The organism is Pseudomonas sp. MYb193 (assembly GCF_002966775.1).
Lineage (GTDB): Bacteria > Pseudomonadota > Gammaproteobacteria > Pseudomonadales > Pseudomonadaceae > Aquipseudomonas > Aquipseudomonas paracarnis.
The window spans coordinates 6,074,055-6,095,998 of the sequence record NZ_CP023269.1 but is presented as its reverse complement, the minus strand read 5'-3'; the positions used below and the strand labels follow the sequence as shown (position 1 = coordinate 6,095,998).

The following is a 21,944-nucleotide window of genomic DNA, read 5'->3' as shown; positions in this document are numbered from 1 at the left end:
CTTGCAGTGTTGCGGCAGTCATGGGTTTGGAGAACGGCAGAAACGGCCAAAAGGGGATCGATATGGCCAAAGTGTTTGTCCGTTATTCGCCCTTGCTCACGGCCTGAATTGGCTCGGCGCCACACCGCTCCAGCGCACGAAAGCATGTCGGAAGCTCGCGGTCTCGCTGAAACCCAGTTGCTCGGCAATGCGGTAGATCGGCAGTTCATCATTGCCCAGCAGCTGCTTGGCGCGTTCAAAGCGCAGTTCATCGAGCAACTCCTGGTAGCTGCAGCCCAGATCATGCAGATGTCGGCGCAGGGTGCGTGCCGAACAGTTCATCTGCTCGGCGAGCCCCTCCAGACCAGGGGCGGCAGTCAACTGCGCCGCGAGTAATTGCCGTACCCGGTCCAGCCAAACCTGACGGCCGGTGAATTCGGCGTTCTGTTTGCGGCAACGCTCGATCATGGCGCAGTGAGTGACCGCATCGGCCAGGGGCAGTGGTTGATCGAGCCAGCGTCGGTCGAAGGCAAAAGCGTGGCTGCCGGCGTCAAATTGCAGCGCGCAGTCGAAATACTCGACGTAGCGTGCGCGGTATTGCGGCGCGCTATAGGCCAGACGCGCACCGAGCAAGGGCAGGCGCCGGCCGAGCAGGTCGTTGCAAATGACGTTCAGCGAGACCAGGCAAAACTCGACATTGAATGCGGTCAGGGCCAGGTCCTCACGGTAATCGCTGGCCGTGAACCACACGCGTTCCCCGTCTTCTTCAAGGCTCAGCTCAAAAAGTGTTCCCAACAGCGCCGGGTAACGTAGGGCCAAGCGCAAAGCGTCACCGAAGGTGGCACTGGTGAGCAAGGCATAACCGAGCATCCCGTAGGACGACACATGCATGCGCCGGCCCAGCTCCAGCCCGATATCCTGGCGCAACGCCACCGCGTTGGCGCACACACGCAATTCCTGCTGCGTGGTAATACGCGTGTCGGCGCGGCTCAGGTCGGCACTGCCGATACCACTGCCGGCCAGCAGGGTTTCGCTGGGTATGCCGTCAGGCTTGAAGGTGTCGAGTATCAGCGAGACAGCGTTGAGGGTCGTCAGGTGTGAATGCAGCATGATCGATTCCAGCCTGGGGTTGCCAGGCTGGAGCAAGTTATGTGCCGTTGCGCGAGAAGGCGATCAATCGCGCCCTGTGGGGAAAAACACCTGCTGCGCCTGCGTCAGGCTGATGCTACTGCGATAGAAGGCTATTTGTTGTTCGGTGGTGTGCCCGCTTACATCGTCCGACACGCTGCCCTGCTCGCGTTCTTGTGGGGTTTTCAGGCGCGCTGAAATAAATCGCTCCAGCGAGGATTCTGGAGCCTGATAGTGGAAGTGGGCATACCAGAGCACCGCCTTGGTGGACTTGTCGGTGAGGGTGTACTCATCCAGGTAATCCTTGATACTGCTTTTGAGTCGGCGCCGTTTTACGGTTCTTTTGATTTTGATCAGGTCATGATTTTTGAGCCATTCAACACCTTCCATGGTTGGCGGCTGTCGCTTGATCATTTTCTGCAGATGCTGATTGGCCTGTTCATAAAGGGCTGTCGCGGCCTCCTCAAGTTTTTGTCGCAGGGCGACTGCAGGGTGCTCAGTGCTTTCAGTCTCATTGATTTTGGTCAAGGCCTCGTCAATGTCATCGACGGCCTGCTCCATTAATTGCGCATGCTGATGCAGTACATATTCGACGCCGATGGGGGTGCGCGAAGTATCGTCCGAGTGCTCGGTTACACGCGTTTTAAAGGCCGGCAAGGTGTCCAGCAGTGTCTGCGCCTGACGCAGACTGGTATCGATAGTGACTGCGGGTCGTGAGACCTGCGATCTATCCGGGCTTACGTGCTGGACCCAAATGCCCTTTGACTTCTCGTGGAACGTAGCAATGACTTTGCCTGTCAGCGGTGAGCGGATATCCACCAGGTCGGCTTCAAGCCCCACGCTAGTGAGGCGAGGTTCGCCGATCAGGACGCCGTTGAAGCGCGTGCGGATAAACTTCTTCACTGGTCTGGGCGGCATAGGCGGCCCCAGTGGTCGGCCCCGGAGTTTTTCCAGCGCCAAGTGCAGGGGAGCTAATTGCGCGCTGGCGCGTCGGGAGAAATCACGCAGCGATTGACGCAGTTGGGCCAGCGGCTGGGCAATGATCTGCTCGGGGAACTCCTGGGCCACGTCCTCCAGTCGCTCATCGATGAACTTGAATTGCTCAACGAGGCTGCTCATCGTTTGAACACGTTCGTCCAGGCGCGATTCGCCACGCTGCTCCAGCGTATCGCGCAGGGTCTGCACCGCGATGTCGGCGTAGTCGATCGTGTCGACGATCATCTTCCAAGCGCTCGGCTCGGTGGTGAGGGATTGCGGTTCCAGGCACAGGTTGCGCGCCAGCGTCACTTGCAACGCCTTGAGGTCGTCGCTGGTGTAACCCAGTGGCTTGTTCTTACTGTTGGTGCTGCGGATCAATTCGATGCCGGCTTTGCCCAGGCGCTTAGCCTCGGTAAAGCGTGACTGTTTGTAGTCAAGACGTTTAATCATCTGCCGATTCATGTCAGCCAGTTGCTTGAAGTCGTCGATATGGCTCGTCTGGGGCGAAGAGGCATGGGCTTCGAGTTGATCCAGGACTTTTTTGAGTGCTGGCGCGAAGGTGGTTTGTTCTTCGGTGATGCTTGCTTCGTTGAGCTCCAATTGGGCTTTCAAATAGCCGAGGGCTTTTTGCTGAAAGTCAGTGACCTGCGTGAAAACATTCAGGGTCAGCAGATGCTGGCGTGCCTCTTCATAACTTGAACTCTGGCCGCTGAGTTTCTCCAGGTACGCGTGGCGCTTGGCCTGAGCGGATGTGCTTGGCGCTTCGTTCATGTCTACCAGGGCTTGTTGCAGTTCGCGCTGCGCGTCTTTTTTGGTTTTTTCGAACGCTTCCAGTTTTTCACGCAGCTCGCTTGCGCTGGTCTTCGCTTTATCCCTGGCCTGTCGCTCCTCCCGTTCGATCCCGCCACTGTTCAGGCTTATCCGGGAGTCAACGAACCACTCGCCCTTGGCATTGTGAATCAGTGACAAACCCGTGGGATCGGTGTGCTTGGGGTCAATGATGACAACCGTGTTGTCATCCTGCAGCGTCACTTCAAACCAGCGTTCCCCAACCTGTGCGTAGTAATGCTCCTTGTGAAGATACAGGTGTTGGTAAGCACCGGATTCGGTGATGGGATTTTGCAGGCCTGTGGGCTTTTCGATTTTGTAACTGTCCAGCGTCGCGGCCAGGCTGACAGCGGTGCGCTTGATCGCGCCGGTGGTGTTCAATGGTTCCGCGTGGCTGGGAGGCGGCGCGTGTGACTCCAGATCCGGCAACTGTTGCACGGTAAACTGCAAGGTAGTCTCGGCGGGGCCCGGTGGTGGGGCGGGTGTCTGTGTCTCGAGCTTGCCCGCTTCGGCAGGAGCGTGTGCGCGATGGGCCGCGTGCAAGGCAAGCGCCATGCCCAAGTTGAGTAACACATCGGTCAGGGCCGACCATTTTGCCGGCTGGTCATCATGCGCTTGGGCATCGACGAAGGTTTGCAGGTCATCGACGATCTGCCAGATCCATGCCCCGGTGTTGGCTATACGGCCCATGAAGGGCAGAGCCGCATTGAAGATCAGCCAACCGGCCTTCTTGAAGGTGGCCCAACGGCTTTCCGCGTTCGACACGGATTGGCGGTCTGCCAGCTCTATCAGTGCGTTGGCATTGCTATCGAATAATGTGTTGAAGAGGTCGCCATTGAGCACGTCTTCGCCAAGGCTCATCGGGCCGCTGTAGGTCCAGAGTTTGTCAGGCTCCACCAGAGCATCGGCGATGGCCCACGGTGAGGGCAGAGCACCGGGGAATACATATTGGCTGTAGTCATCGCGTATCGAGTCCGGCAGCCAGGCGACCACCGAATCGCGCAGCGTGGCTGACTGGGTGATTGTATACAGCAGGTTAGCTGGCGATGGGAACTGCATCAGCACCGGCTCGAACAGCGGACGATACAACAGGCATGGGCCGGCCTCGACACGCTGCGGACCGATCACATACATATTGCTCACTACATCGTGGGCATTGGTGGTTCGGCGTTGCGGGTTGAAACTCAGGCGTCGTATGACAATGGCTTGCCCATCGACGTTACGGTCGCTGGTCTCTGCCTGCAGCACTGCAGCGACATAGCGGTAGCCGCGCTCATCAATACCGGCCTCGTGGCGAATCTTGTGTTGCAGGGCCAGCATCGGCAACTGCACACGCAGATGCTGGTTGTACAGAGCCTTGCGTTTGCTCGACTCCATTGAGTCATCGACCAGTTTGCTGCGAATCAAGGCCGGGTAGGTGGTGCCGATATTGATGCGCTTGATGAGGGTTTCAATGTAGTCCACGGTCAGCCATGTCGGAATGGATTGCCGTGTGTCGGCCAGCAGGGATTTGTTGCCGACAGGCAGCGCAATCAAGTTTTGCAGGGCAAGTTCGGCAAGGCTGAAGGTGGTGGTTTCGATTTGGCCAGGTACGGTGAACAATCCCCACACCACCTGGCTTTCGACCTGAATGCTCAATTTTTCCAGCGCCAGGTGCTGAAACTCTGGATGGTCGTTTTCAATCTCTGCTTTCAGGCGGTCCAGCGCGTATTGCTCGATGGCAGGTATGTCGTCCTGATAGGTCTTGCCGGCATTGAGGCTGTGCACGGCGGCCAGGTCCTTGAGGTGCCGCGAGTAGAGGGTTTGGTCGGTGACGGAGGCGCTGGTCAGCCAGTCCGGCAATGTCGTCTGGTACCAATCCAGTCCGGGGCCGTTGCGATCAGGCTGCGTCATAGTCTCGGGGAGTACGCTTACCGCTGTAGCAGGTGTGCGGGCCGTGGTTGTGTCACGGTTGCCTTGAAGCTGCAGGGCGATCAGTCGCAAAGCCAAGCGATCGAAATAATTGTCATCCGGTTCATAGAGACGCCATTGCAGGCGATCAAAAGCTTCGCTGCCCTTCAATTGAATCGACAAGGACGCCCCCAGCTGCTCCATGGACTCGAATTTCTCGTAGCCGCTGTCCATTGAATAGCTCAGGATTCGGGTCTGCCCTTGCGACTTCCCCACGAGCACGGCGTTGAATACCAGGTCTGTGTGCTCAGTTGTCGCGCCTCTGACCAGGTCGACATCAATCAGATAGGCGCGGCTCTGGAATCGGTCGTTGACCTGGCGAAGCGCTCGGTCCGGGGCATAGAACAAGCTGCGAGCCAGGGCGCAATCTTCGTCGGTCCAGCCGTCGATGTGCTGGACATTCCAGATATCGCGCAGTGTGCTGGAAAGCGTATGCCAACGAGGGCCGTTGCCGTTGCTTTGATTCCAGAACGCGACTAACTGCTCCTCGTAGGCGCGTGGGATGACCTTGGCCAGGATGTTGATTGTGTTGGCGATTTCTACAATACGCACCGGCAGGTGAACCGCAGGTTCTGCCACTGGCGCCTGGGTCAGAAAATGCTCGCCCTCTATGCACTGGGTTGGAACCCAGGTCACGGACTGCCTGGCGAGGAGGTTGCTGAGGGATTGGTAATGAGTCTGCCCGGCAACCACCTGATCATCGATAAGTTCCCAGGTCGGGGTTCCCATTAACGTGTTGTCGGGGTCCAGATGCAGATCGGGATACTGCTCTTGTAAGGAATGGCGCAGCAGCTCGCGGACAGTCTCGGTGAAAGATGGCGCGACGTTAAGCAGCAGAGCGATCAATTTATCTTGCTGAATGTCTTCCTGAGAAGTGGAGCCTGGAGTGGTCATGATGCAGCCCTGTCTTGTCCATGGATGGAAGTAACCCGCGCGTGTGCTCGGGGGTTCCATGCTAGAAAGGGGCAGGACAGGGCTGGCGGTGGTTATGTAGCGTGGCTGTGCGGGTTCAGCTTGGTTCGGTGCCTAAGTCCAGTTCCACCAGACGCCGTACTTCGTCATTGGCAAGACCTGCACCGAGCAAGGCGTGCAACTTGCCAAACGCCGCTTCGCGCGTCATGCCGCCGCCAGACAATACGCCGACGCTGCGCAAGCGGCTGCCGGCTTCATAGACGTCCAGTTCCACACCGCCCTCATGGCATTGAGTAATGGCGACTACGACCACACCCTGACCCTGCGCACGCTGCAAGCTTGCGAGGAATTGCGGGTTGTCGCTTGGCCCGGTGCCGCTGCCGAAACACTCCAGCACCAGGGCCTGGATGCCGCTGTCGATCATTGCGTCCAACTGCGCTGCGCCGATACCTGGGACCAGCGGCAGCACGCCGACGTTTGCCAAGGCTTTGGGCTGACGATAATCCAGCGCGGCGGGCAGGTACTCGGCACGGGCGAAGTCATTCTGGCGCTGCAAGGCCGCAAACGGATTGCGTCCAAAACTGCGGATCTTTGCGCAATGCGTCGGCGCCATCAATGCACCGTGGAAGTACAGATGCACACCTGGCGCCAAGCCATTATCGAGTGTGGACAACGCGCCGCTGACGTTTTCCCAGGCATCGCTGTCCGGCACGCCGGCCGGCAGCATGGAGCCGGTGAACACCACGGGTGCCGGCAAGCCCAGCAATTGAAAGGTCATCGCCGCCGCGCTGTAGGCCAGGGTGTCAGTGCCGTGCAGGATCAGCACCGCATCGCAGCCGTCGTCCACTGCTTCAACCACGGCGGTACGCAGGCGCTGCCAGTAGGCGGGGTTCATATTGGCACTGTCGATCAGTGGCGACATTTCCTTGAAGCGCCACGCGGGCACGGGCGCGTCGGCAAGCTGTGCGCGCATACGCGCTTCAAAACCTGAAGCGGGCGCCAGGCCATTGGCGCTGGCCTGCATGCCAATGGTGCCGCCGGTATAGAGCACCATCACGTTATTAGCTGGTTGCATCGAAAATCTCCTGAACGAAAAACGCCGCCGGGCCCAGAGCATGCCCAAGGCCGGGCGGCGTGTCATCTAGCCGTGATTAACGTTGCGCTTGAGCGCTCAGTTCCGCTGCCGGGGCCGCTTCGGTTTTCACCGGGTTGGCCGGCCAGGCCTTGCGGTCCAGGTCCAGGTCGGGGAACTGACTGGAATCGAACACCGGGGTCTTGATACCCGCCGCGCGCTGGTTGTCGTAGTCGTTGAGGATGCGCATGGCAATCTTGAACAGGAACGCCAGGGCGAACAGGTTGACGAACGCGAGCATGGTCATGGTGATGTCGGCGAAGGCGAACACCGTGCTCAGGTTCTCGATGGAGCCCCAGAAAATCAGCACCAGCACCAAAGCGCGATAACCCATCAGCACCTTGCGGTTGTTGCCGACCAGGAAGCGCAGGTTGCTCTCGCCCAGGTAGTAGTTGTACATGATCGACGTGAACACGAACAACGCCAGGGCCACCGAGATGAACATGCGGCCCCAGTCACCCACTACCGCCGCCAGGGAGTTCTGGGTCAGGGCAATGCCGTCGCCTTCAAAACCTGGGGTGTAGAAACCGGAAAGCAGGATCAGCAACGCAGTACAGGTGCAGATCACGAAGGTGTCGAGGAACACGCTGAACGCTTGCACCACGCCTTGGGCGATAGGGTGCTCTACCGACGCCACTGCCGCCACGTTAGGCGCACTGCCCAGGCCTGCTTCGTTGGCGAACACGCCGCGCTTTACACCCATGATGATCGCGCTGCCCACCAGGCCGCCGAAGGCTTGGTCGAGGCCGAACGCGCTCTTGACGATGGTCGCCAGCATGGCCGGTACGTGGTCGAATTGCAGCACGATCACGTACAGGGTCACGGCGATGTAGACCAGGGTCTTGACCGGCACCAGCAGGTCGGCGATCGAGGCAATACGCTTGATCCCGCCGATGAACACCAGGCCCAGCAACACCGCCAGCGCGAGGCCGGTGTAAGTGGTGTCGAGGCCGAAGGCGTTGTTCAGCGAGTGGGTGACAGCGTGGGCTTGCAGGCCGTTGAAGGCAAAGCCGAAGGTCACCAGCAGCAGGAACGCCATGACCATCCCCAGCCAGCGCTTGTGCAGGCCGTGCTGGATGTAATACGCCGGGCCGCCACGGTAGGTGCCTTCCGCGTCGGTGCGCTTGTACAACTGGCCGAGGGAGCACTCGATAAAGCTCGAAGACATGCCCACCAGCGCGGTGACCCACATCCAGAACACGGCACCCGGGCCACCCAACGTCACGGCAATGCCGACACCGGCGATATTACCGGCACCCACGCGGCCGGCCAGGCTGAGCATCAGCGCCTGGAACGAGCTGAGTTGGCCGGCGCTGCTCTTGAGGCTGTCTTTAAACACCGAGAACATGTGGAAAAAGTGACGCAATTGAACGAAACGCGAGCGGATCGTGAAATAACCGCCGAGCCCGACTATGAGCACGATCAGTACTTTCCCTGAGAGGAAGTCGTTGATGACTTCGAGCATGGAGTGTTCCTCGCTGATTTTTCTGATGGCAAACGCAGGACGGTCCGACGCATCGCTCGGCACCAGGCAGTGCACGACGCTCGATCCCCATCCTTTTGCGGGTGTTGTTATTCATGCGCTTTCGCGTGGTTCCCGGGCCTCGTTACCGACAGCCGCAGACGCGAAGAGGGGCGGCACTATACCTAGCTGCGCGCCAGCCGTCTGCAAGGGGCGCAATTGGCCGAGGAACGGTCAATCGGAAAAATCGCGCTGGGGCCGATAAATAGCTTACTTGTGGCGAGGGAGCTTGCTCCCGTTGGACTGCGCAGCAGTCCCGTTTTCTGGGGCCGCTTCGCGCCCTAGCGCGAGCAAGCTCGCTCGCCACAACAGCCATTTGCCACCGGTTGCGAGGGCGCGTGCATAGCGTTAATCTCTGCGGCGTCGCTGCTCATCAGCGACCGGGCGTGGAATCCCGAGAAAGAAGACGCTACAGCGTCGTCATACAATCAGTCGGCGTTTTTTTGTGCCCGCTTTTTGTGCTTTATGGCGGCTGTGCGTGGGAGGCCTTGCGCCTGCCGAGTTGCTTCTTCTCGGATTCCAACCTGCGTACAGCTGCCACCCTCATGCTTGGAATCGTGAATGGCAGCTCTTTTTGGTTGTACCAAAGGAGCAAGCTTATGCCGTACGAAATACCCTCAGCCGAAACCATCGGCGCCGCCACTTTCGCAGACTGCGGAGAAAACAAAAGCCACCTGAAACTGTTCCGCGTCAACGCCGGAGTTCCGCTTGTGGAAGCCCTCGAACACGCCTCCCACGTGCTCTACTACGCAAAAATGCTCTCCCTTGAAGCCGCCATGGACCCAAGAGCCGAGAAGTTCGCGTTCGCCTCGCATTACCTGGGCGAAATGGGCAAAGCCATCATCGACGACCTGCTGCTGGCGATGCAGCCAGGCAGCCAAACTCCGCAGTAAGCAGTACGCGCCCGGTGCACGGCATCGGGCGCCACAGTCTCATCAGACTTATACGACGAAACTCACGGAATCGTCCGACTTTACCCTCAGTAAATCCCTCTCCAAAGTTTGGCTTGCCACTGACTCTCCCTTGCTCGTTTACCTCGATTGAACTGCGTCACGCGTTAGTTTTCTTGTCGAGACGAGGAGGAAAGTACGGCCAAAAAAACTTAATGGATAAAGGGAAAAACAATGAGCGTAGGTTATTTCATTGGCCTAGGTGACAAGACCACCTGCGGCGGGGAAGTGCTGGACGGTGATAAAAGAGTCAACATACATGGCCTTTTCCATGCGTGCGAAGGTGACCGAGTCACCTGTGGCAAGGACGGGCAAACTTATAAGATCGTCGGTGGCATTTCCTACATAAACAGCCATGGTCGGCTTATGGCCGGTACGTTGGATAGTTACAGCGACTGTCCCTGCAAAGCCGAGTTGGTGCCATCGGTGTTTTCAGCCAAGTACCACAGCACAGGTGGCTCGGTTGTGAGGGCCAACAGGCAAGCCGCCGAGCCGGTCCGGCCAACTGCTCAGTCGGCAGCGCCGTCTCAAAACGCTTACACTCCGGCAAACCATTCGACACCGCCCGTATTTAACAGTCTCTCGAGCCAGGAGCCAGGTTTTTATATCGTTCCCAAAAGCGTGACTCGCGAAGCGTTGGAGGCCACGCTGTTTCCAATTCGTGATCCGGCTGTGATGCGTAAGTTTCAAGCACTGAATCCCAATACCGGCAACGTCAAAGCCGGCTCGATGATCGTGCTCAGCGATCCGAACAACACCTCCTGCACCTATCAGGAGGCGCAACTGATGCAGGCTGCTCAACACGTCGATGCATCCCTGGCGTCCCTTACGCCGGACGAGGCTGACTTTCTGTATCGCCATGGTGCTGAAATCGCCGGTTTCATCGGCCAGACCTCAACCTGGTTAGGTGTCAGCGCGGTGGTGATGGAAAAGCACCTGAACAACCTGCGCGACACGCTGCAGGCCATGGAGCGCCTGCATCAGGACAGCTATCGGCAGCATGGGCACCTTAGATCACCGCAGTTCTTTGCTGATCGCCAGCGGTTGATGAACCAGTTGGATGCTCATTTGCTCAACTCCACGCGCCTGCGCGGTCAGACAACCTTGGGCGATCACCCCAAGTTGAAAACGGCCTTGGGTATATCCAGTCGCAGCTTGGTGCATCACTGGGACAAGGCGGGTGGGCCGGGTCAGATTCCGGGGTATGCCGCGCATGTGGAAGCGACCAGTCGGGCTGCCAAGTATATGAAGGCGGGTGGTTATATTGGGATTGGGCTGGGCGGCGTGTCTTCGTTGCTGGCTATTCAGCAGGTGTGTAATGGTGACTCTGGGGAGACTTGTGAGAAGGTCAAGTTCACGGAATCGGGAAAATTCGGCTTGTCCACCGCTTTCGGTGCTATAGCCGGGTGGGGGAGCAGACTTGCCAGTGGTCCGATCTGCTTGGCGCTTGGTGCCTCTACTGGCATAGGGGGAGTTGTTTGCGTCGCCGCCGTTGTAGGGACTGGCGCATGGATAGGTACGACGGGCGGTGGAGCTGCGGGGGAAGTTATCGGGGAGAAAATTTACGAAGTGATTCAACGATGACCAATATCGACACGTGGAATCCTTGGATTGTGATCATCGTTATTGGTGCACCTACCCTTATCGGAGTTGCCGGCCTCGCATTCAGTCTGTACCTCACCCACCGTCACTTGGACGCTATAAAGGAAGCTTTGAAAAACAGCCGTTATATCTACCTTTGGGGAGACAGTCTCGGGAAACGAGGTTTGATTTGGTCTCTTTTGGAAATGTCAAAAATCGCTGGGATGGTCTTGTTGCCAAAGTCCTATATCCGCTTGGGCGACTTGGACCCCGTGGACCTTGAAAACTTTCCACCCTATCTAAAGCGTCTTCTTACAATCGTTACGACGATGATCTTTACCGCCCTGATTTGGATGGCTGTTGTAGTCATTGCGCTGGAGTTCAGGTAACCCAAACGGGCCTCACCCGAGGCCCGACATCAGCAAAAACCAAGTGCCATTGCGTCCCCTATGCAACTGCCAGCGCACAACCCCTGTGGGAGCGGGGCTTGCTCGCGAATGCGCCATGCCAGCCAATATATGCGTTGACTGGCCCACCGCATTCGCCAGCAAGCCCGCTCCCGCGTTTTCAAGTAACGCTGGGGGGAAGTGAGGGACGTAGTTGTTTTATATGTGAAACGCAGTAGCAGGGTGCGAGCGCTATATAAAAAGAGGAATGGTGGGCAAAAAAAAGGGCCTGAAGAACGAGCCTTCAGGCCCTCAAAAGGTGAGAGGTGTCTAGTCCCTCAACCTGGTGAGCGGTGCAACAAACGCTTAGGCCTTCAGCGGGACCAAGCGTGGAGCGATCATGTTTTCCGGGCGCAGGATGTCGTCGAGCATGGCGTCGTCGAGCAAGCCTTCTTCACGCACCAGTTCCAGCACGCCGCGCCCGCTTTCAAGCGCGATACGCGCAATGCGGGTGGCGTTTTCATAGCCGATGTACGGGTTCAGCGCGGTGACCAGGCCGATGGAATGCTCCACCAGTTCGCGGCAGCGCGCTTCGTTGGCGGTGATGCCGACGATGCAGTGCTCGCGCAGCATGTCCATGGCGCGTTGCAGCAGGCGGATCGAGTCGAAGATCTTGAAGGCGATCAGCGGCTCCATCACGTTCAACTGCAATTGGCCGCCTTCGGCTGCCATGGTCAGGGCCAGGTCGTTACCGATCACCTGGAACGCTACCTGGTTGACCGCTTCCGGGATCACCGGGTTGACCTTGCCGGGCATGATCGAGCTGCCTGGCTGGCGCGCCGGCAGGTTGATCTCGTTGATGCCGGTGCGTGGGCCGCTGGACAGCAGGCGCAAGTCGTTGCAGATCTTGGACAGCTTCACGGCGGTACGCTTGAGCATGCCGGAGAACAGCACGAAGGCGCCCATGTCTGAGGTGGCTTCGATCAAGTCGGCCGCCGGTACCAGCGGCTGGCCGCTGATGGTGGCCAGGCGTTGTACGGCCAGGGCCTGGTAACGCGGGTCGGCGTTGATGCCGGTGCCGATGGCGGTGCCGCCCAGGTTCACTTCGGTGAGCAGCTCCGGTGCCAGGGTCTTCAGGCGCGCCAGGTCTTCGCCCAGGGTAGTGGCGAAAGCGCGGAATTCCTGGCCGAGGGTCATCGGCACGGCGTCTTGCAACTGGGTGCGGCCCATTTTCAGCACATGGCTGAACTCGGCGCCTTTGGCGGCGAACGCCTGGATCAGGCTGTCGAGGCTGGCCAGCAGCGCGTCATGGCCCAGCAGCAGACCCAGGCGGATCGCGGTCGGGTAGGCATCGTTGGTCGACTGCGCCATGTTCACGTCGTTGTTGGGGTGCAGGTACTGGTATTCGCCCTTCTGGTGACCCATGGCCTCCAGCGCGATGTTGGCGATGACTTCGTTGGCATTCATGTTGGTTGAAGTGCCGGCGCCGCCTTGAATCATGTCCACCACGAACTCTTCGTGGAAATCGCCGCGGATCAGACGAGCACAGGCTTCGCTGATGGCAGCGTGCTTGGCTTCGCTGAGCTGGCCCAACTCGCGGTTGGCGTCAGCGGCCGCTTGCTTGACCATTGCCAGACCGACCACCAATTTCGGGTAATGCGAAATCGGAACGCCCGAGAGGCGGAAGTTATTCACCGCTCGCAGGGTCTGGATGCCGTAATACGCTTGAGCCGGTACTTCGAGTACGCCAAGCAGGTCTTTTTCGGTACGGAATGATGCAGCAGAGGACATGACGGAAATCATCTCAATATGGACCCGGAACTGGCCGGAACGCTGCGAATGCTAGGCTTGTAGAACTTTTTGGGCCAATGCTGTTAAACACTGGCCTATGCACAAACGGCATAATGTGGATGTGACCCGGTTATCTTGGCGGGCGTGTGTGCCAAAATGGTGCATTCCGTGGGAGGCAGTGATGAACCTTGAGAGCAAGTGGTTGGAAGACTTCAGCGCCCTGGCGGCGACGCGTAGTTTTTCCCAGGCGGCTGAGCGGCGCTTTGTCACCCAGCCGGCGTTCAGTCGGCGTATCCGCAGCCTGGAAGCCGCGTTGGGGCTGACGTTGGTCAACCGTTCGCGCACGCCGGTGGAACTGACAGCGGCCGGGCAGTTGTTCCTGGTGACGGCGCGCACCGTGGTCGAACAGCTCGGTGAAGTACTGCGCCATTTGCATCACCTGGAAGGCGGGCAGGGCGAAGTCATGCAAGTGGCGGCCGCCCACTCCCTGGCCTTGGGGTTCTTCCCGCGCTGGATCGCTCAGTTGCGCAACGAGGGCTTGAATATCGCCACGCGGCTGGTCGCCACCAACGTCGGCGACGCCGTGCACGCCCTGCGTGAAGGCGGTTGCGACCTGATGCTGGCGTTCTACGACCCGGACGCGGCGATGCAAATGGACGCCGAGATTTTCCCGTCGCTGCATCTGGGCAACACCGAAATGCTCCCGGTGTGCGCCGCCGATGCCGAGGGCAAGCCGCTGTTCGACCTGGAGGGCGAGGGCAGCGTGCCGCTGCTGGCCTACAGCGCCGGCGCGTTCCTTGGCCGCTCGGTGAATTTGCTGCTGCGCCAGAGGGCTCTGCGCTTTACTACCATCTATGAAACCGCCATGGCCGACAGCCTCAAGAGCATGGCGCTCGAAGGCTTGGGTATCGCCTGGGTACCGCAGTTGAGCGTACGTGCGGAGTTGGCGCGCGGCGAACTGGTGGTGTGCGGCGGGCCGCAATGGCATGTGCCGCTGGAGATTCGCTTGTATCGCTGCGCGTTGGTGCGCAAGGCCAATGTGCGGTTGTTGTGGAGGAAGCTCGAGAGTGGCATTGCAGTGAGTTCCTCCGCCTAAACGGAGGAAAGCCAATGATCGAACCGATGGGAATACAGCAGTATAAAGAGGTGTCGGTATTAATCTTTGTTGGCCAGGTAATTCTTAATATTTTGCCGATTGGCGGGGCTGAAAGTGTAAGTGGTGGAACTGCTACTGTAGGGTGTCATATAGGTATGAGTCTTAATGTCCTCGTACCAGGTTCCGAATAGCCACCAAGCCTCAAGGAGCTTAAGGCCACTGGCCCAGCGGCGCTTGACATGAACTTCAGAGTCGTCATGTTTGGCTCCTAATAAATGACCGATCTCATGCGCGATGACTTCTGGCGAGACCAATGATGCGATGGCGTATGTTCCGCCTTGGGTTTCCCCGTATGTGCTCGCGATGCCTAAAATCGTATCATTTAATTTGTCGTTGGTGACGAGAAGGACTTTGGTCAGCTCATTGGTTTCTAGGCCTTCTTTCGTCATATCTTCTAGAAGTTGAGCGCCGACCGCACTCCAGCGTGTAGCAGCGACCTCAATAACATCGCCTTTGTATTCCATGTTGCTTTGGGGCTCGCCCTGGGCGAAGACGACATTGATTTTTCGCTCTGCGAAGCTTTCCAGTTCTTTTACGATTGCGTGAAAGTAATCAGCGTAAATGGTCTCTCGTTTTGTCTGCGTCACGTCATCATGAATGGCGGCGATAATGGTAATGTCTTTTTTTTGTGTGCGTTCGACTGTCTTAGTCATCCTTTAATCCTTTCAAGAAGTTCTAAGTTATAGAGAGTGAGTCAGGGTGCCTGCGAGTTTATTGATGAAGGTATTCCGCCTGGCGGTAATTAACTCTCTACGGTACGGTGAAGCGGCGCTGTGTTACCCAATCGACGCATCCGCAGCCTGGAGGCTGCGCAGTTGTTCCTGGTGACAGCGCGCACGGTGGTCGAACAGATCGGTGAAGTGCTGCGCCATTTACATCACCTCGAAGGCGGGCAGGGCGAAAGCATGCAAGAGGTGGCGGCGCACTCTCTGGTGCCGGGCTTCTTCCCTTGTTGGATCGCGCAACTGCGCAATGAAGGCCTGAACGTCGCCTGGGTGCCACAATTGAGCGTGCGTGCGGAGCTGGCCCGTGGCGAACTGGTGGTGTGCGGCGGGCCGCAATGGCATGTGCGGTTGGAGATTCGCTTGTATCGCTGCGCGTTGGTGCGCAAGGCCAATGTGCGGTTGTTGTGGCGCAAACTGGAAGGTGGGGCGGCGTAAGGAGATCGAGGTCTCGCTTGAATGAAAATGAGTGGTTTAGTGCTCAATAGATCGCTTTTTGTCATTTTTTGATCATTTTTCTACCCAAAAAATATTGTTCAATACGTGATCACTTGCCGGATGAATATTGGCTAGAATACTGATCAAAGGTTTGTGTAAATCCATCTTTTGATCAGGAAACTGCACAAAATGCGAATGACGACAATGAGTGAGCAAGCTATCGCCCAAGCGATTGGCTCGCGCGTTGAAGCCTTGAGGGTGAAGAAGAACATCAATCAGGAAACGGTTGCCGAGGAGGCGGGTATTTCCCGCACGACGTTACGGCAGTTGATGGCGGGCAAGGGCACCTTGATCAATCTGATTGCAGTGTTGCGGGTGATCGGGGAACTGGATCGGTTGAGTTCTCTAGTCGAGGAGGTGCGTTCAAGCCCCATCCAGATGGCCAAAATGGCTGGGAAAAAACGTCAGCGTGCCTATACCACCCGCAAAGATTCATCCGAAACCACCTCTGTACCGGGCCAGAAAAAACGCCTTGTGCCCGACGCAGTCAAGAAGGACACCCGTTGGTGATTGCACAGATCTATTTATGGGGTTTATACGTCGGAGCGCTCAATTGGGACGAGACAACCCAGGTGGGCGAGTTCGAGTTTTCACCCGAGTTTGTCTCCACGGGGCTTGAGATCTCGCCCATTCACATGCCCGCCCGCGCCGGGTACACCTACGCCTTCACTAACCTCAACCGAGAAACCTATAAGGCGCTTCCGGCGATTTTTGCCGACTCGCTTCCGGATGACTTCGGTAATGCATTGATCAACGCATGGTTGGCGCAGCAGGGGCGCGACAAGCTTTCGTTCACTCCGGTGGATCGACTCCTCTACCAAGGTCATCGCGGTATGGGCGCGCTGGAATATCGGCCGGCCATGAACATTGAGGCCAATGAGGCCGAAACCATCGAGATCGCGGCGCTGACCCAGTTGGCTGGGGAGGTGCTCTCGGGGCGACAAAGCCTGGAGGACCGGCTGACATCCAATGACCCTAGCGTCGACGACGCCGCGTTGCAGCGCTTGATCCAGGTGGGCACAAGTGCCGGTGGCGCTCGCGCAAAGGCGATCATTGCCATCAATCGCGAAGGACATATCCGGTCAGGGCAGGTTCCAGCGCCCAAAGGCTATAGCTACTGGTTGCTCAAGTTCGATGTTGCAAAAAACACCGACGTGCTTGCCGATAGCCAGGGGTTTGGCCGCATTGAATATGCCTACCACCTGATGGCCAGGCAAGCCGGTGTGGTAATGACGGAGTGCCGTCTGCTTGAAGAGGGCGGGCGTGCTCATTTCATGACCAAGCGATTCGACCGCACCGATGAAGGTGAGAAAATTCACACCGCGACCTTGTGCGCACTGGATCATGCCGACTACAAAAAACCGGGTGAATACTCCTACGCCGAGGCCCTGAACGTGTTCAGGGCGCTGAAACTGGGGCGTCGGGAAGCGGAGCAGTTTTTCAGGCGCATGGTATTCAACGTGATCGCCCGAAATCAGGACGACCACACCAAGAACATCAGCTTTTTGCTGGACACTGATGGTACCTGGTATTTGTCGCCTGCCTATGACGTTACCTGGTCCTATATGCCTGGCAACTTCTGGGTCGACAGCCATCAGATGAGTATCAACGGTAAGCGCGACCATTTTGTGGTGGATGACTTGCTCAGTGTGGGCAGCCAGATCAAAGGGCTGAAGGCCAAGCAGGTCATCCGCGAGGTGCATGAGGCGGTGATGCAATGGCCTGTGATCGCTGCAAAAGTGGGGGTCTCGTCGGTCATGATCGATGCGATTGCCAAGACCCATCGACTGGACCTCGCGCCTGACTCTTAAGTCAATAAAACCGCCACTTTGCGCCGCTAGACAGATGGTCATCCCAGGGGCTGTTTATCTGGATTATTACGGTATACTGCGCGGCCTTCGGCCGGTCCAACCGGCCTTAATTCGCACACCAAGCCACGCCGGTCTCCTGCGTGGCTTGTTGTTTTTTGACGCGCCTGCGGGCGCCCAGAGAGAAGAGGCACGACGATGAGTGCATTGGTTGGCGTGATCATGGGCTCCAAGTCCGATTGGTCCACCCTTAGCCACACCGCCGATATGCTGGAAAAACTCGGCATTCCGTACGAAGTGAAGGTGGTCTCCGCCCACCGCACCCCGGATTTGCTGTTCCAGTATGCCGATGAAGCAGAATCCCGTGGCATCGAGGTGATCATCGCCGGTGCCGGCGGCGCGGCGCACTTGCCTGGCATGTGTGCGGCCAAGACTCACCTGCCCGTGCTTGGCGTGCCGGTGCAGTCGTCGATGCTCTCGGGCGTGGATTCGCTGTTGTCCATCGTGCAGATGCCAGCCGGCATTCCGGTGGCAACCCTGGCGATCGGCAAGGCCGGTGCGATCAACGCAGCCTTGCTGTCGGCCAGCATCCTGGGCGCCAAGCACCCGCAGTTTCATGCGGTGCTGAAAAAATTCCGTGCTGAGCAGACAGACAGCGTGCTGGACAATCCAGACCCACGTATCGCCTGAGGTTCTTATTGATGAAAATCGGTGTAATCGGTGGCGGCCAATTGGGCCGTATGCTGGCCCTGGCGGGTACGCCGCTGGGCATGAACTTCGCCTTCCTCGACCCAGCGCCGGATGCCTGCGCTGCAGCTCTGGGCGAACACCTGCGCGCTGACTACAGCGACCCGGACCACCTGCGCCAACTGGCCGATGAAGTCGACCTGGTGACCTTCGAATTCGAAAGCGTCCCGGCCGAAACCGTGGCCTTCCTGTCGCAGTTCGTGCCGGTGTACCCGAGCGCCGAAGCCTTGCGCATCGCTCGCGACCGCTGGTTCGAAAAGAGCATGTTCAAGGACCTGGGCATTCCGACCCCGGCCTTCGCCGATATCCAGTCCCAGGCGGATCTGGACGCTGCGGTCGCCAGCATCGGCCTGCCGGCGGTGTTGAAAACCCGCACCCTGGGCTACGACGGCAAGGGCCAGAAAGTCCTGCGCACCGCCGACGATGTAGTCGGTACCTTTGCCGAGCTGGGCAGCGTCGCCTGCCTGCTGGAAGGCTTCGTGCCGTTCACCGGTGAAGTCTCGCTGATCGCCGTGCGTGCCCGTGACGGTGAAACCCGCTTCTACCCGTTGGTGCACAACACCCACGACAGCGGCATCCTCAAGCTCTCCGTGGCTAGCACCGACCACCCGTTGCAGGCCCTGGCCGAAGATTATTCCAGCCGCGTCCTCAAGCAACTGGATTATGTCGGCGTGATGGCGTTCGAGTTCTTTGAAGTCGACGGTGGCCTCAAGGCCAACGAAATCGCCCCGCGCGTGCACAACTCCGGGCACTGGACCACCGAAGGCGCCGAGTGCAGCCAGTTCGAAAACCACCTGCGGGCGGTGGCGGGCTTGCCGTTGGGCTCCACGGCCAAGGTCGGCGAGAGCGCCATGCTCAACTTCATCGGCTCTGTACCGCCGGTGGAGCGTGTGATGGCGATCGACGATTGCCACGTGCATCACTATGGCAAGGCCTTCAAGGCCGGGCGAAAGGTCGGCCACGCCAACCTGCGTTGCAAGGACCGTGCGACGCTGCAGGCGCAGATTCTCAAGGTTGAAGCACTGATCGCCGAACAATAAGCCAGGCCACGGCGGGAACCATTAGGGCTCGCCGTCTCTCTGATTGCAGGATGCCAAAGCCTGACTAGGCTTTGGCATGACTCATACCAATCAGAGGGAAATGCCATGGGTATCATCGGAACCATCTTTATCGGCTTGATCGTCGGCCTGCTGGCGCGCTTCCTCAAGCCTGGCGACGACAGCATGGGCTGGATCATGACCATCCTGCTGGGTATCGCCGGTTCCCTGGCCGCGACCTACGGCGGTCAGGCCCTGGGAATCTACCAGGCAGGCCAGGGCGCAGGTTTCATCGGCGCGCTGGTGGGTGCCATCGTGTTGCTGGTGATCTACGGCCTGATCAAAAAGAAGTAATCAGCCGACAAAGTCCTCTGCGCTGCGCAGGCGCAGAGGGCTAGAATGCTCGGCACTTGTATTTGCCGAGCCTCTCCATGCGCCGTCTTCTGTTAACGCTTCTTCTGCTGGGCTCTGGCCTGGCGCACGCTGGCGAACTGCCGGAAACCGACTGGCTCGACCTGATGCCGCTGTCGGATCAGAAAGCTCTCGAAGCCATGCCCGAGATCGACCATAACTCCCCCGAAGCTCAAGGCACGTTCACCGAAAAGGGTGGCTTGAAGCAGAGCAAGGGCCTGCCTGCGGTGATGTATTCCACCAAGACCGTGGCGGCCATGAACGGCAAGAATATCCGCATTGGCGGCTATCCGGTGCCGCTTGAAACGGACGCCAAGGGCCGCAGCACGTTGTTCTTCCTGGTGCCTTACCCGGGCGCCTGCATACATGTGCCGCCACCGCCGCCTAATCAACTGGTGCTGGTGCGCTATCCCAAGGGGTTGAAGCTGGATGATATCTACACGCCGCTGTGGGTCACGGGCACGTTGAAGGTGGAGAAGGTCAACAATGACTTGGCCGATGCAGCGTATGCGCTGGAGGCCGGGAAGGTGCGGGTGGTGAAGGAGTCTGACCTCTAAAGCTCAGAGCATAACCCTGTGGGAGCTGGCTTGCCTGCGATAGCAACGTCTCGGTGTTCCTGATACACCCAGTTGCCTGCATCGCAGGCAAGCCAGCTCCCACATTTGATTGGGTTTACAAGGCCAGTGCCGTGATGCTCACGCCTAGAGTGTGGCTTTCGCCGGGCGCCAGGCTCACCACATCGTCCAGCACGTTGGCCGTCTCGATGCACAACATACCCTGCCAGCCGTCATCGGCCATATCGTCGAAAGCCTTGGCGCGTTCGGTCCAGGGGTTCCAGACCACGGTGGATTTCGAGCCTTCGCTGGTGAGCTGGATACAGCGCTGCCAATCGTTATCGACGATGTTCAACTGGGCGGGCGTATTCAGGTAAATGCGGTCTGTTTCGGCGCTGAAGTGCAGCAGCCCGGCTTGCTGTTTCTCGGCCCACCCGTCGGCGGTGTCGATGTAGGCCACGCCATCCAGGCCCTCGACCTGCACCTTGCGCACATCGCTCACGGCGAAGTAGGTGTGCAATGCCTGGCTGAGGGTCACGGTGTCGGCGCCGCGGTTGTGGCTGGTCAGGCGGATGTGCAGTTGGTCGTCCAACAGCAGGCTCAGCGTCAGGTCTACCTGATGGGGCCAGCCTGGAAAGCCGCCAGCCGGCACCGGCAATACCAGGTCCACTCGCAGCGTCTGGCCGTCGAGTTCGGTGGTGGCCAGTTCCCAGCGTGCGGTGCGCACAAAACCGTGGGCGCCGGCAGGCTGATCACTCTGGCGCATGGCTTTGACGCTTTGCGGGTTGCGGTCGAACACGCCGAACCACGGCCAGCACACCGGTACGCCAGTACGAATGCCTTTGCCCTGCTTGAACACTGCCTCAGGGTTCGGCCAGATCAGTGGCTGTTCGCCCTCGCGCTGGTAACTGAAGATATGCGCACCCTGTTGGGCCACCATCAGCTCGGCGCCGTTGTGGCTGATGCGCCAGCAGTCCAGCTCGTCGATTTTTACCGTCTCAACGTGGGGCGTAGGCATAACAAAGCTCTCTTAGTGGCAGGCAATGGGGCAATTGACCGTTAAAACCCGGCGAGGTTTAACGCGCCCGTGACGGTACCGAGCGCGTGCGGCCGCTGCCATCGATGGCGACGAACACGAATACGGCTTCGGTCACCTTGCGCCATTCGCTGGACAACGGATCGTCGCTCCACACTTCGACCATCATCTGGATCGAGCTGCGGCCGATTTCCAGGGCCTGGGTATAGAAGGAAAGCTGCGCACCCACGGCCACCGGCACCAGGAACGCCATGCGATCAATGGCCACGGTGGCCACGCGCCCACCGGCGACCTTGCTGGCCATTGCCGTGCCGGCGAGGTCCATCTGCGCGACCAGCCAGCCGCCGAAGATATCGCCAAAACCGTTGGTTTCACGCGGGAGCGCGGTGATTTGCAGGGCGAGATCGCCTTGCGGGATAGGATCTTCTTGTTCGAGTTCGATCATGCCGAGGGTGCCTCTGACCCGTGACGCTTCATGGGTATTTCAAGTGGATAGCCGTCTTCTTAGAAAAACGTTTCAGCACCAACATACACCGCTCGATGCGTTTCTCGTAAGGCGAACTAAAGGGAAACTCTGCCAAACCGGCTGGATGGCACCCAACAACGTTTTGGCACAGCAGCCCCTCAAGACAGCGGGTCTGGCGCTTGCACCGGCGAGTATATCGAGACCCTGGCGCCACGACGACCTCCCGACGCTCATTTGGTCGGTAAATAGACGCTGTATCGGGGCTTTTGCGCGCAACTGTGCTCCTGGCGCTGTGCTTTTTCAGGCGATTTGCTATCTTGCCAAACCCGCCGCAAGCCATGGGCGTGCAGTCCTTTACGATGATTACTATAA

Annotated in this window: 18 protein-coding genes and 1 pseudogene; 11 read left to right on the top strand and 8 right to left on the bottom strand. The window is 58.7% G+C overall.

The window, feature by feature from the left end; translation table 11 throughout:
* Positions 1 to 96: 96 nt before the first annotated feature.
* From CLM72_RS28095 to CLM72_RS28080, 4 genes are all read right to left on the bottom strand, one after another.
* The gene (locus tag CLM72_RS28095; protein ID WP_105229001.1) at positions 97 to 1,089 is read right to left on the bottom strand and encodes an AraC family transcriptional regulator; all 993 of its coding nucleotides are present in this window, start codon (positions 1,087 to 1,089) and stop codon (positions 97 to 99) included.
* Between the two features lie 63 nt (positions 1,090 to 1,152).
* Positions 1,153 to 5,757, bottom strand: a complete 4,605-nt coding sequence (locus tag CLM72_RS28090; RefSeq protein WP_105229000.1) for a hypothetical protein — start codon at positions 5,755 to 5,757, stop codon at positions 1,153 to 1,155.
* Positions 5,758 to 5,872: 115 nt separating this feature from the next.
* Positions 5,873 to 6,850 (bottom strand): asparaginase, encoded by a 978-nt coding sequence (locus tag CLM72_RS28085; protein ID WP_105228999.1) that lies wholly within the window; start codon positions 6,848 to 6,850, stop codon positions 5,873 to 5,875.
* Between the two features lie 76 nt (positions 6,851 to 6,926).
* Positions 6,927 to 8,372: a sodium:alanine symporter family protein gene (locus CLM72_RS28080; RefSeq protein ID WP_034129133.1), complete on the bottom strand. Its 1,446-nt coding sequence runs from the start codon at positions 8,370 to 8,372 to the stop codon at positions 6,927 to 6,929.
* Positions 8,373 to 9,028: 656 nt separating this feature from the next.
* Here CLM72_RS28080 and CLM72_RS28075 point away from each other — a divergent pair.
* The 3 genes from CLM72_RS28075 (at position 9,029) to CLM72_RS28065 (ending at position 11,349) form a co-directional block, all read left to right on the top strand.
* Positions 9,029 to 9,322, top strand: coding sequence for a DUF3077 domain-containing protein (locus tag CLM72_RS28075; RefSeq protein ID WP_105228998.1), 294 nt, complete (start codon positions 9,029 to 9,031; stop codon positions 9,320 to 9,322).
* Positions 9,323 to 9,553: 231 nt separating this feature from the next.
* Complete coding sequence (locus CLM72_RS28070) at positions 9,554 to 10,963, top strand: PAAR domain-containing protein (protein WP_105228997.1); 1,410 nt, start codon at positions 9,554 to 9,556, stop codon at positions 10,961 to 10,963.
* Complete coding sequence (locus CLM72_RS28065; RefSeq protein ID WP_105228996.1) at positions 10,960 to 11,349, top strand: hypothetical protein; 390 nt, start codon at positions 10,960 to 10,962, stop codon at positions 11,347 to 11,349. Before CLM72_RS28070 ends, CLM72_RS28065 begins: the two co-directional genes overlap by 4 nt.
* Before the next feature lie 363 nt (positions 11,350 to 11,712).
* Here the strand turns inward: CLM72_RS28065 and aspA are convergent, their stop codons facing one another.
* Positions 11,713 to 13,137 carry an aspartate ammonia-lyase gene (gene aspA / locus CLM72_RS28060; protein WP_003195657.1) on the bottom strand — a complete coding sequence of 475 codons (1,425 nt, stop codon included), beginning with the start codon at positions 13,135 to 13,137 and terminating at the stop codon, positions 11,713 to 11,715.
* Positions 13,138 to 13,318: 181 nt separating this feature from the next.
* On the opposite strand from aspA, the gene CLM72_RS28055 reads away from it, so the two are divergent.
* Positions 13,319 to 14,233, top strand: a complete 915-nt coding sequence (locus CLM72_RS28055) for a LysR substrate-binding domain-containing protein (protein WP_034129132.1) — start codon at positions 13,319 to 13,321, stop codon at positions 14,231 to 14,233.
* 59 nt (positions 14,234 to 14,292) lie between these two features.
* On the opposite strand, the gene CLM72_RS28050 is transcribed toward CLM72_RS28055, so the two are convergent.
* On the bottom strand, positions 14,293 to 14,946 hold the full coding sequence (locus CLM72_RS28050; RefSeq protein WP_105228995.1) for a reprolysin-like metallopeptidase: 654 nt from the start codon (positions 14,944 to 14,946) through the stop codon (positions 14,293 to 14,295).
* 129 nt (positions 14,947 to 15,075) lie between these two features.
* Here CLM72_RS28050 and CLM72_RS28045 point away from each other — a divergent pair.
* The 7 genes and pseudogenes from CLM72_RS28045 to CLM72_RS28015 form a co-directional block, all read left to right on the top strand.
* Positions 15,076 to 15,453: pseudogene (locus CLM72_RS28045) on the top strand (hypothetical protein); the annotation flags it as partial.
* Positions 15,454 to 15,657: 204 nt separating this feature from the next.
* Positions 15,658 to 16,023: a helix-turn-helix domain-containing protein gene (locus CLM72_RS28040; protein WP_233475042.1), complete on the top strand. Its 366-nt coding sequence runs from the start codon at positions 15,658 to 15,660 to the stop codon at positions 16,021 to 16,023.
* Positions 16,020 to 17,324 carry a type II toxin-antitoxin system HipA family toxin gene (locus CLM72_RS28035; protein WP_105229196.1) on the top strand — a complete coding sequence of 435 codons (1,305 nt, stop codon included), beginning with the start codon at positions 16,020 to 16,022 and terminating at the stop codon, positions 17,322 to 17,324. The genes CLM72_RS28040 and CLM72_RS28035 overlap by 4 nt, the downstream gene beginning before the upstream one ends.
* 195 nt (positions 17,325 to 17,519) lie before the next feature.
* A complete protein-coding gene (gene purE, locus CLM72_RS28030; protein ID WP_003195648.1) occupies positions 17,520 to 18,011 on the top strand; it encodes a 5-(carboxyamino)imidazole ribonucleotide mutase in 492 nt (163 codons plus the stop codon).
* An 11-nt stretch (positions 18,012 to 18,022) separates the two neighbouring features.
* Complete coding sequence (locus CLM72_RS28025; protein WP_105228993.1) at positions 18,023 to 19,108, top strand: 5-(carboxyamino)imidazole ribonucleotide synthase; 1,086 nt, start codon at positions 18,023 to 18,025, stop codon at positions 19,106 to 19,108.
* A gap of 105 nt (positions 19,109 to 19,213) precedes the next feature.
* Positions 19,214 to 19,459 carry a GlsB/YeaQ/YmgE family stress response membrane protein gene (locus tag CLM72_RS28020; protein WP_005792540.1) on the top strand — a complete coding sequence of 82 codons (246 nt, stop codon included), beginning with the start codon at positions 19,214 to 19,216 and terminating at the stop codon, positions 19,457 to 19,459.
* A gap of 77 nt (positions 19,460 to 19,536) precedes the next feature.
* Complete coding sequence (locus CLM72_RS28015; RefSeq protein WP_003195640.1) at positions 19,537 to 20,073, top strand: DUF3299 domain-containing protein; 537 nt, start codon at positions 19,537 to 19,539, stop codon at positions 20,071 to 20,073.
* A gap of 115 nt (positions 20,074 to 20,188) precedes the next feature.
* Here the strand turns inward: CLM72_RS28015 and CLM72_RS28005 are convergent, their stop codons facing one another.
* Both CLM72_RS28005 and CLM72_RS28000 read right to left on the bottom strand, forming a co-directional pair.
* The gene (locus CLM72_RS28005; protein ID WP_105228992.1) at positions 20,189 to 21,088 is read right to left on the bottom strand and encodes a D-hexose-6-phosphate mutarotase; all 900 of its coding nucleotides are present in this window, start codon (positions 21,086 to 21,088) and stop codon (positions 20,189 to 20,191) included.
* A gap of 58 nt (positions 21,089 to 21,146) precedes the next feature.
* Positions 21,147 to 21,551 carry an acyl-CoA thioesterase gene (locus CLM72_RS28000; protein ID WP_003176975.1) on the bottom strand — a complete coding sequence of 135 codons (405 nt, stop codon included), beginning with the start codon at positions 21,549 to 21,551 and terminating at the stop codon, positions 21,147 to 21,149.
* Positions 21,552 to 21,944: the final 393 nt, after the last annotated feature.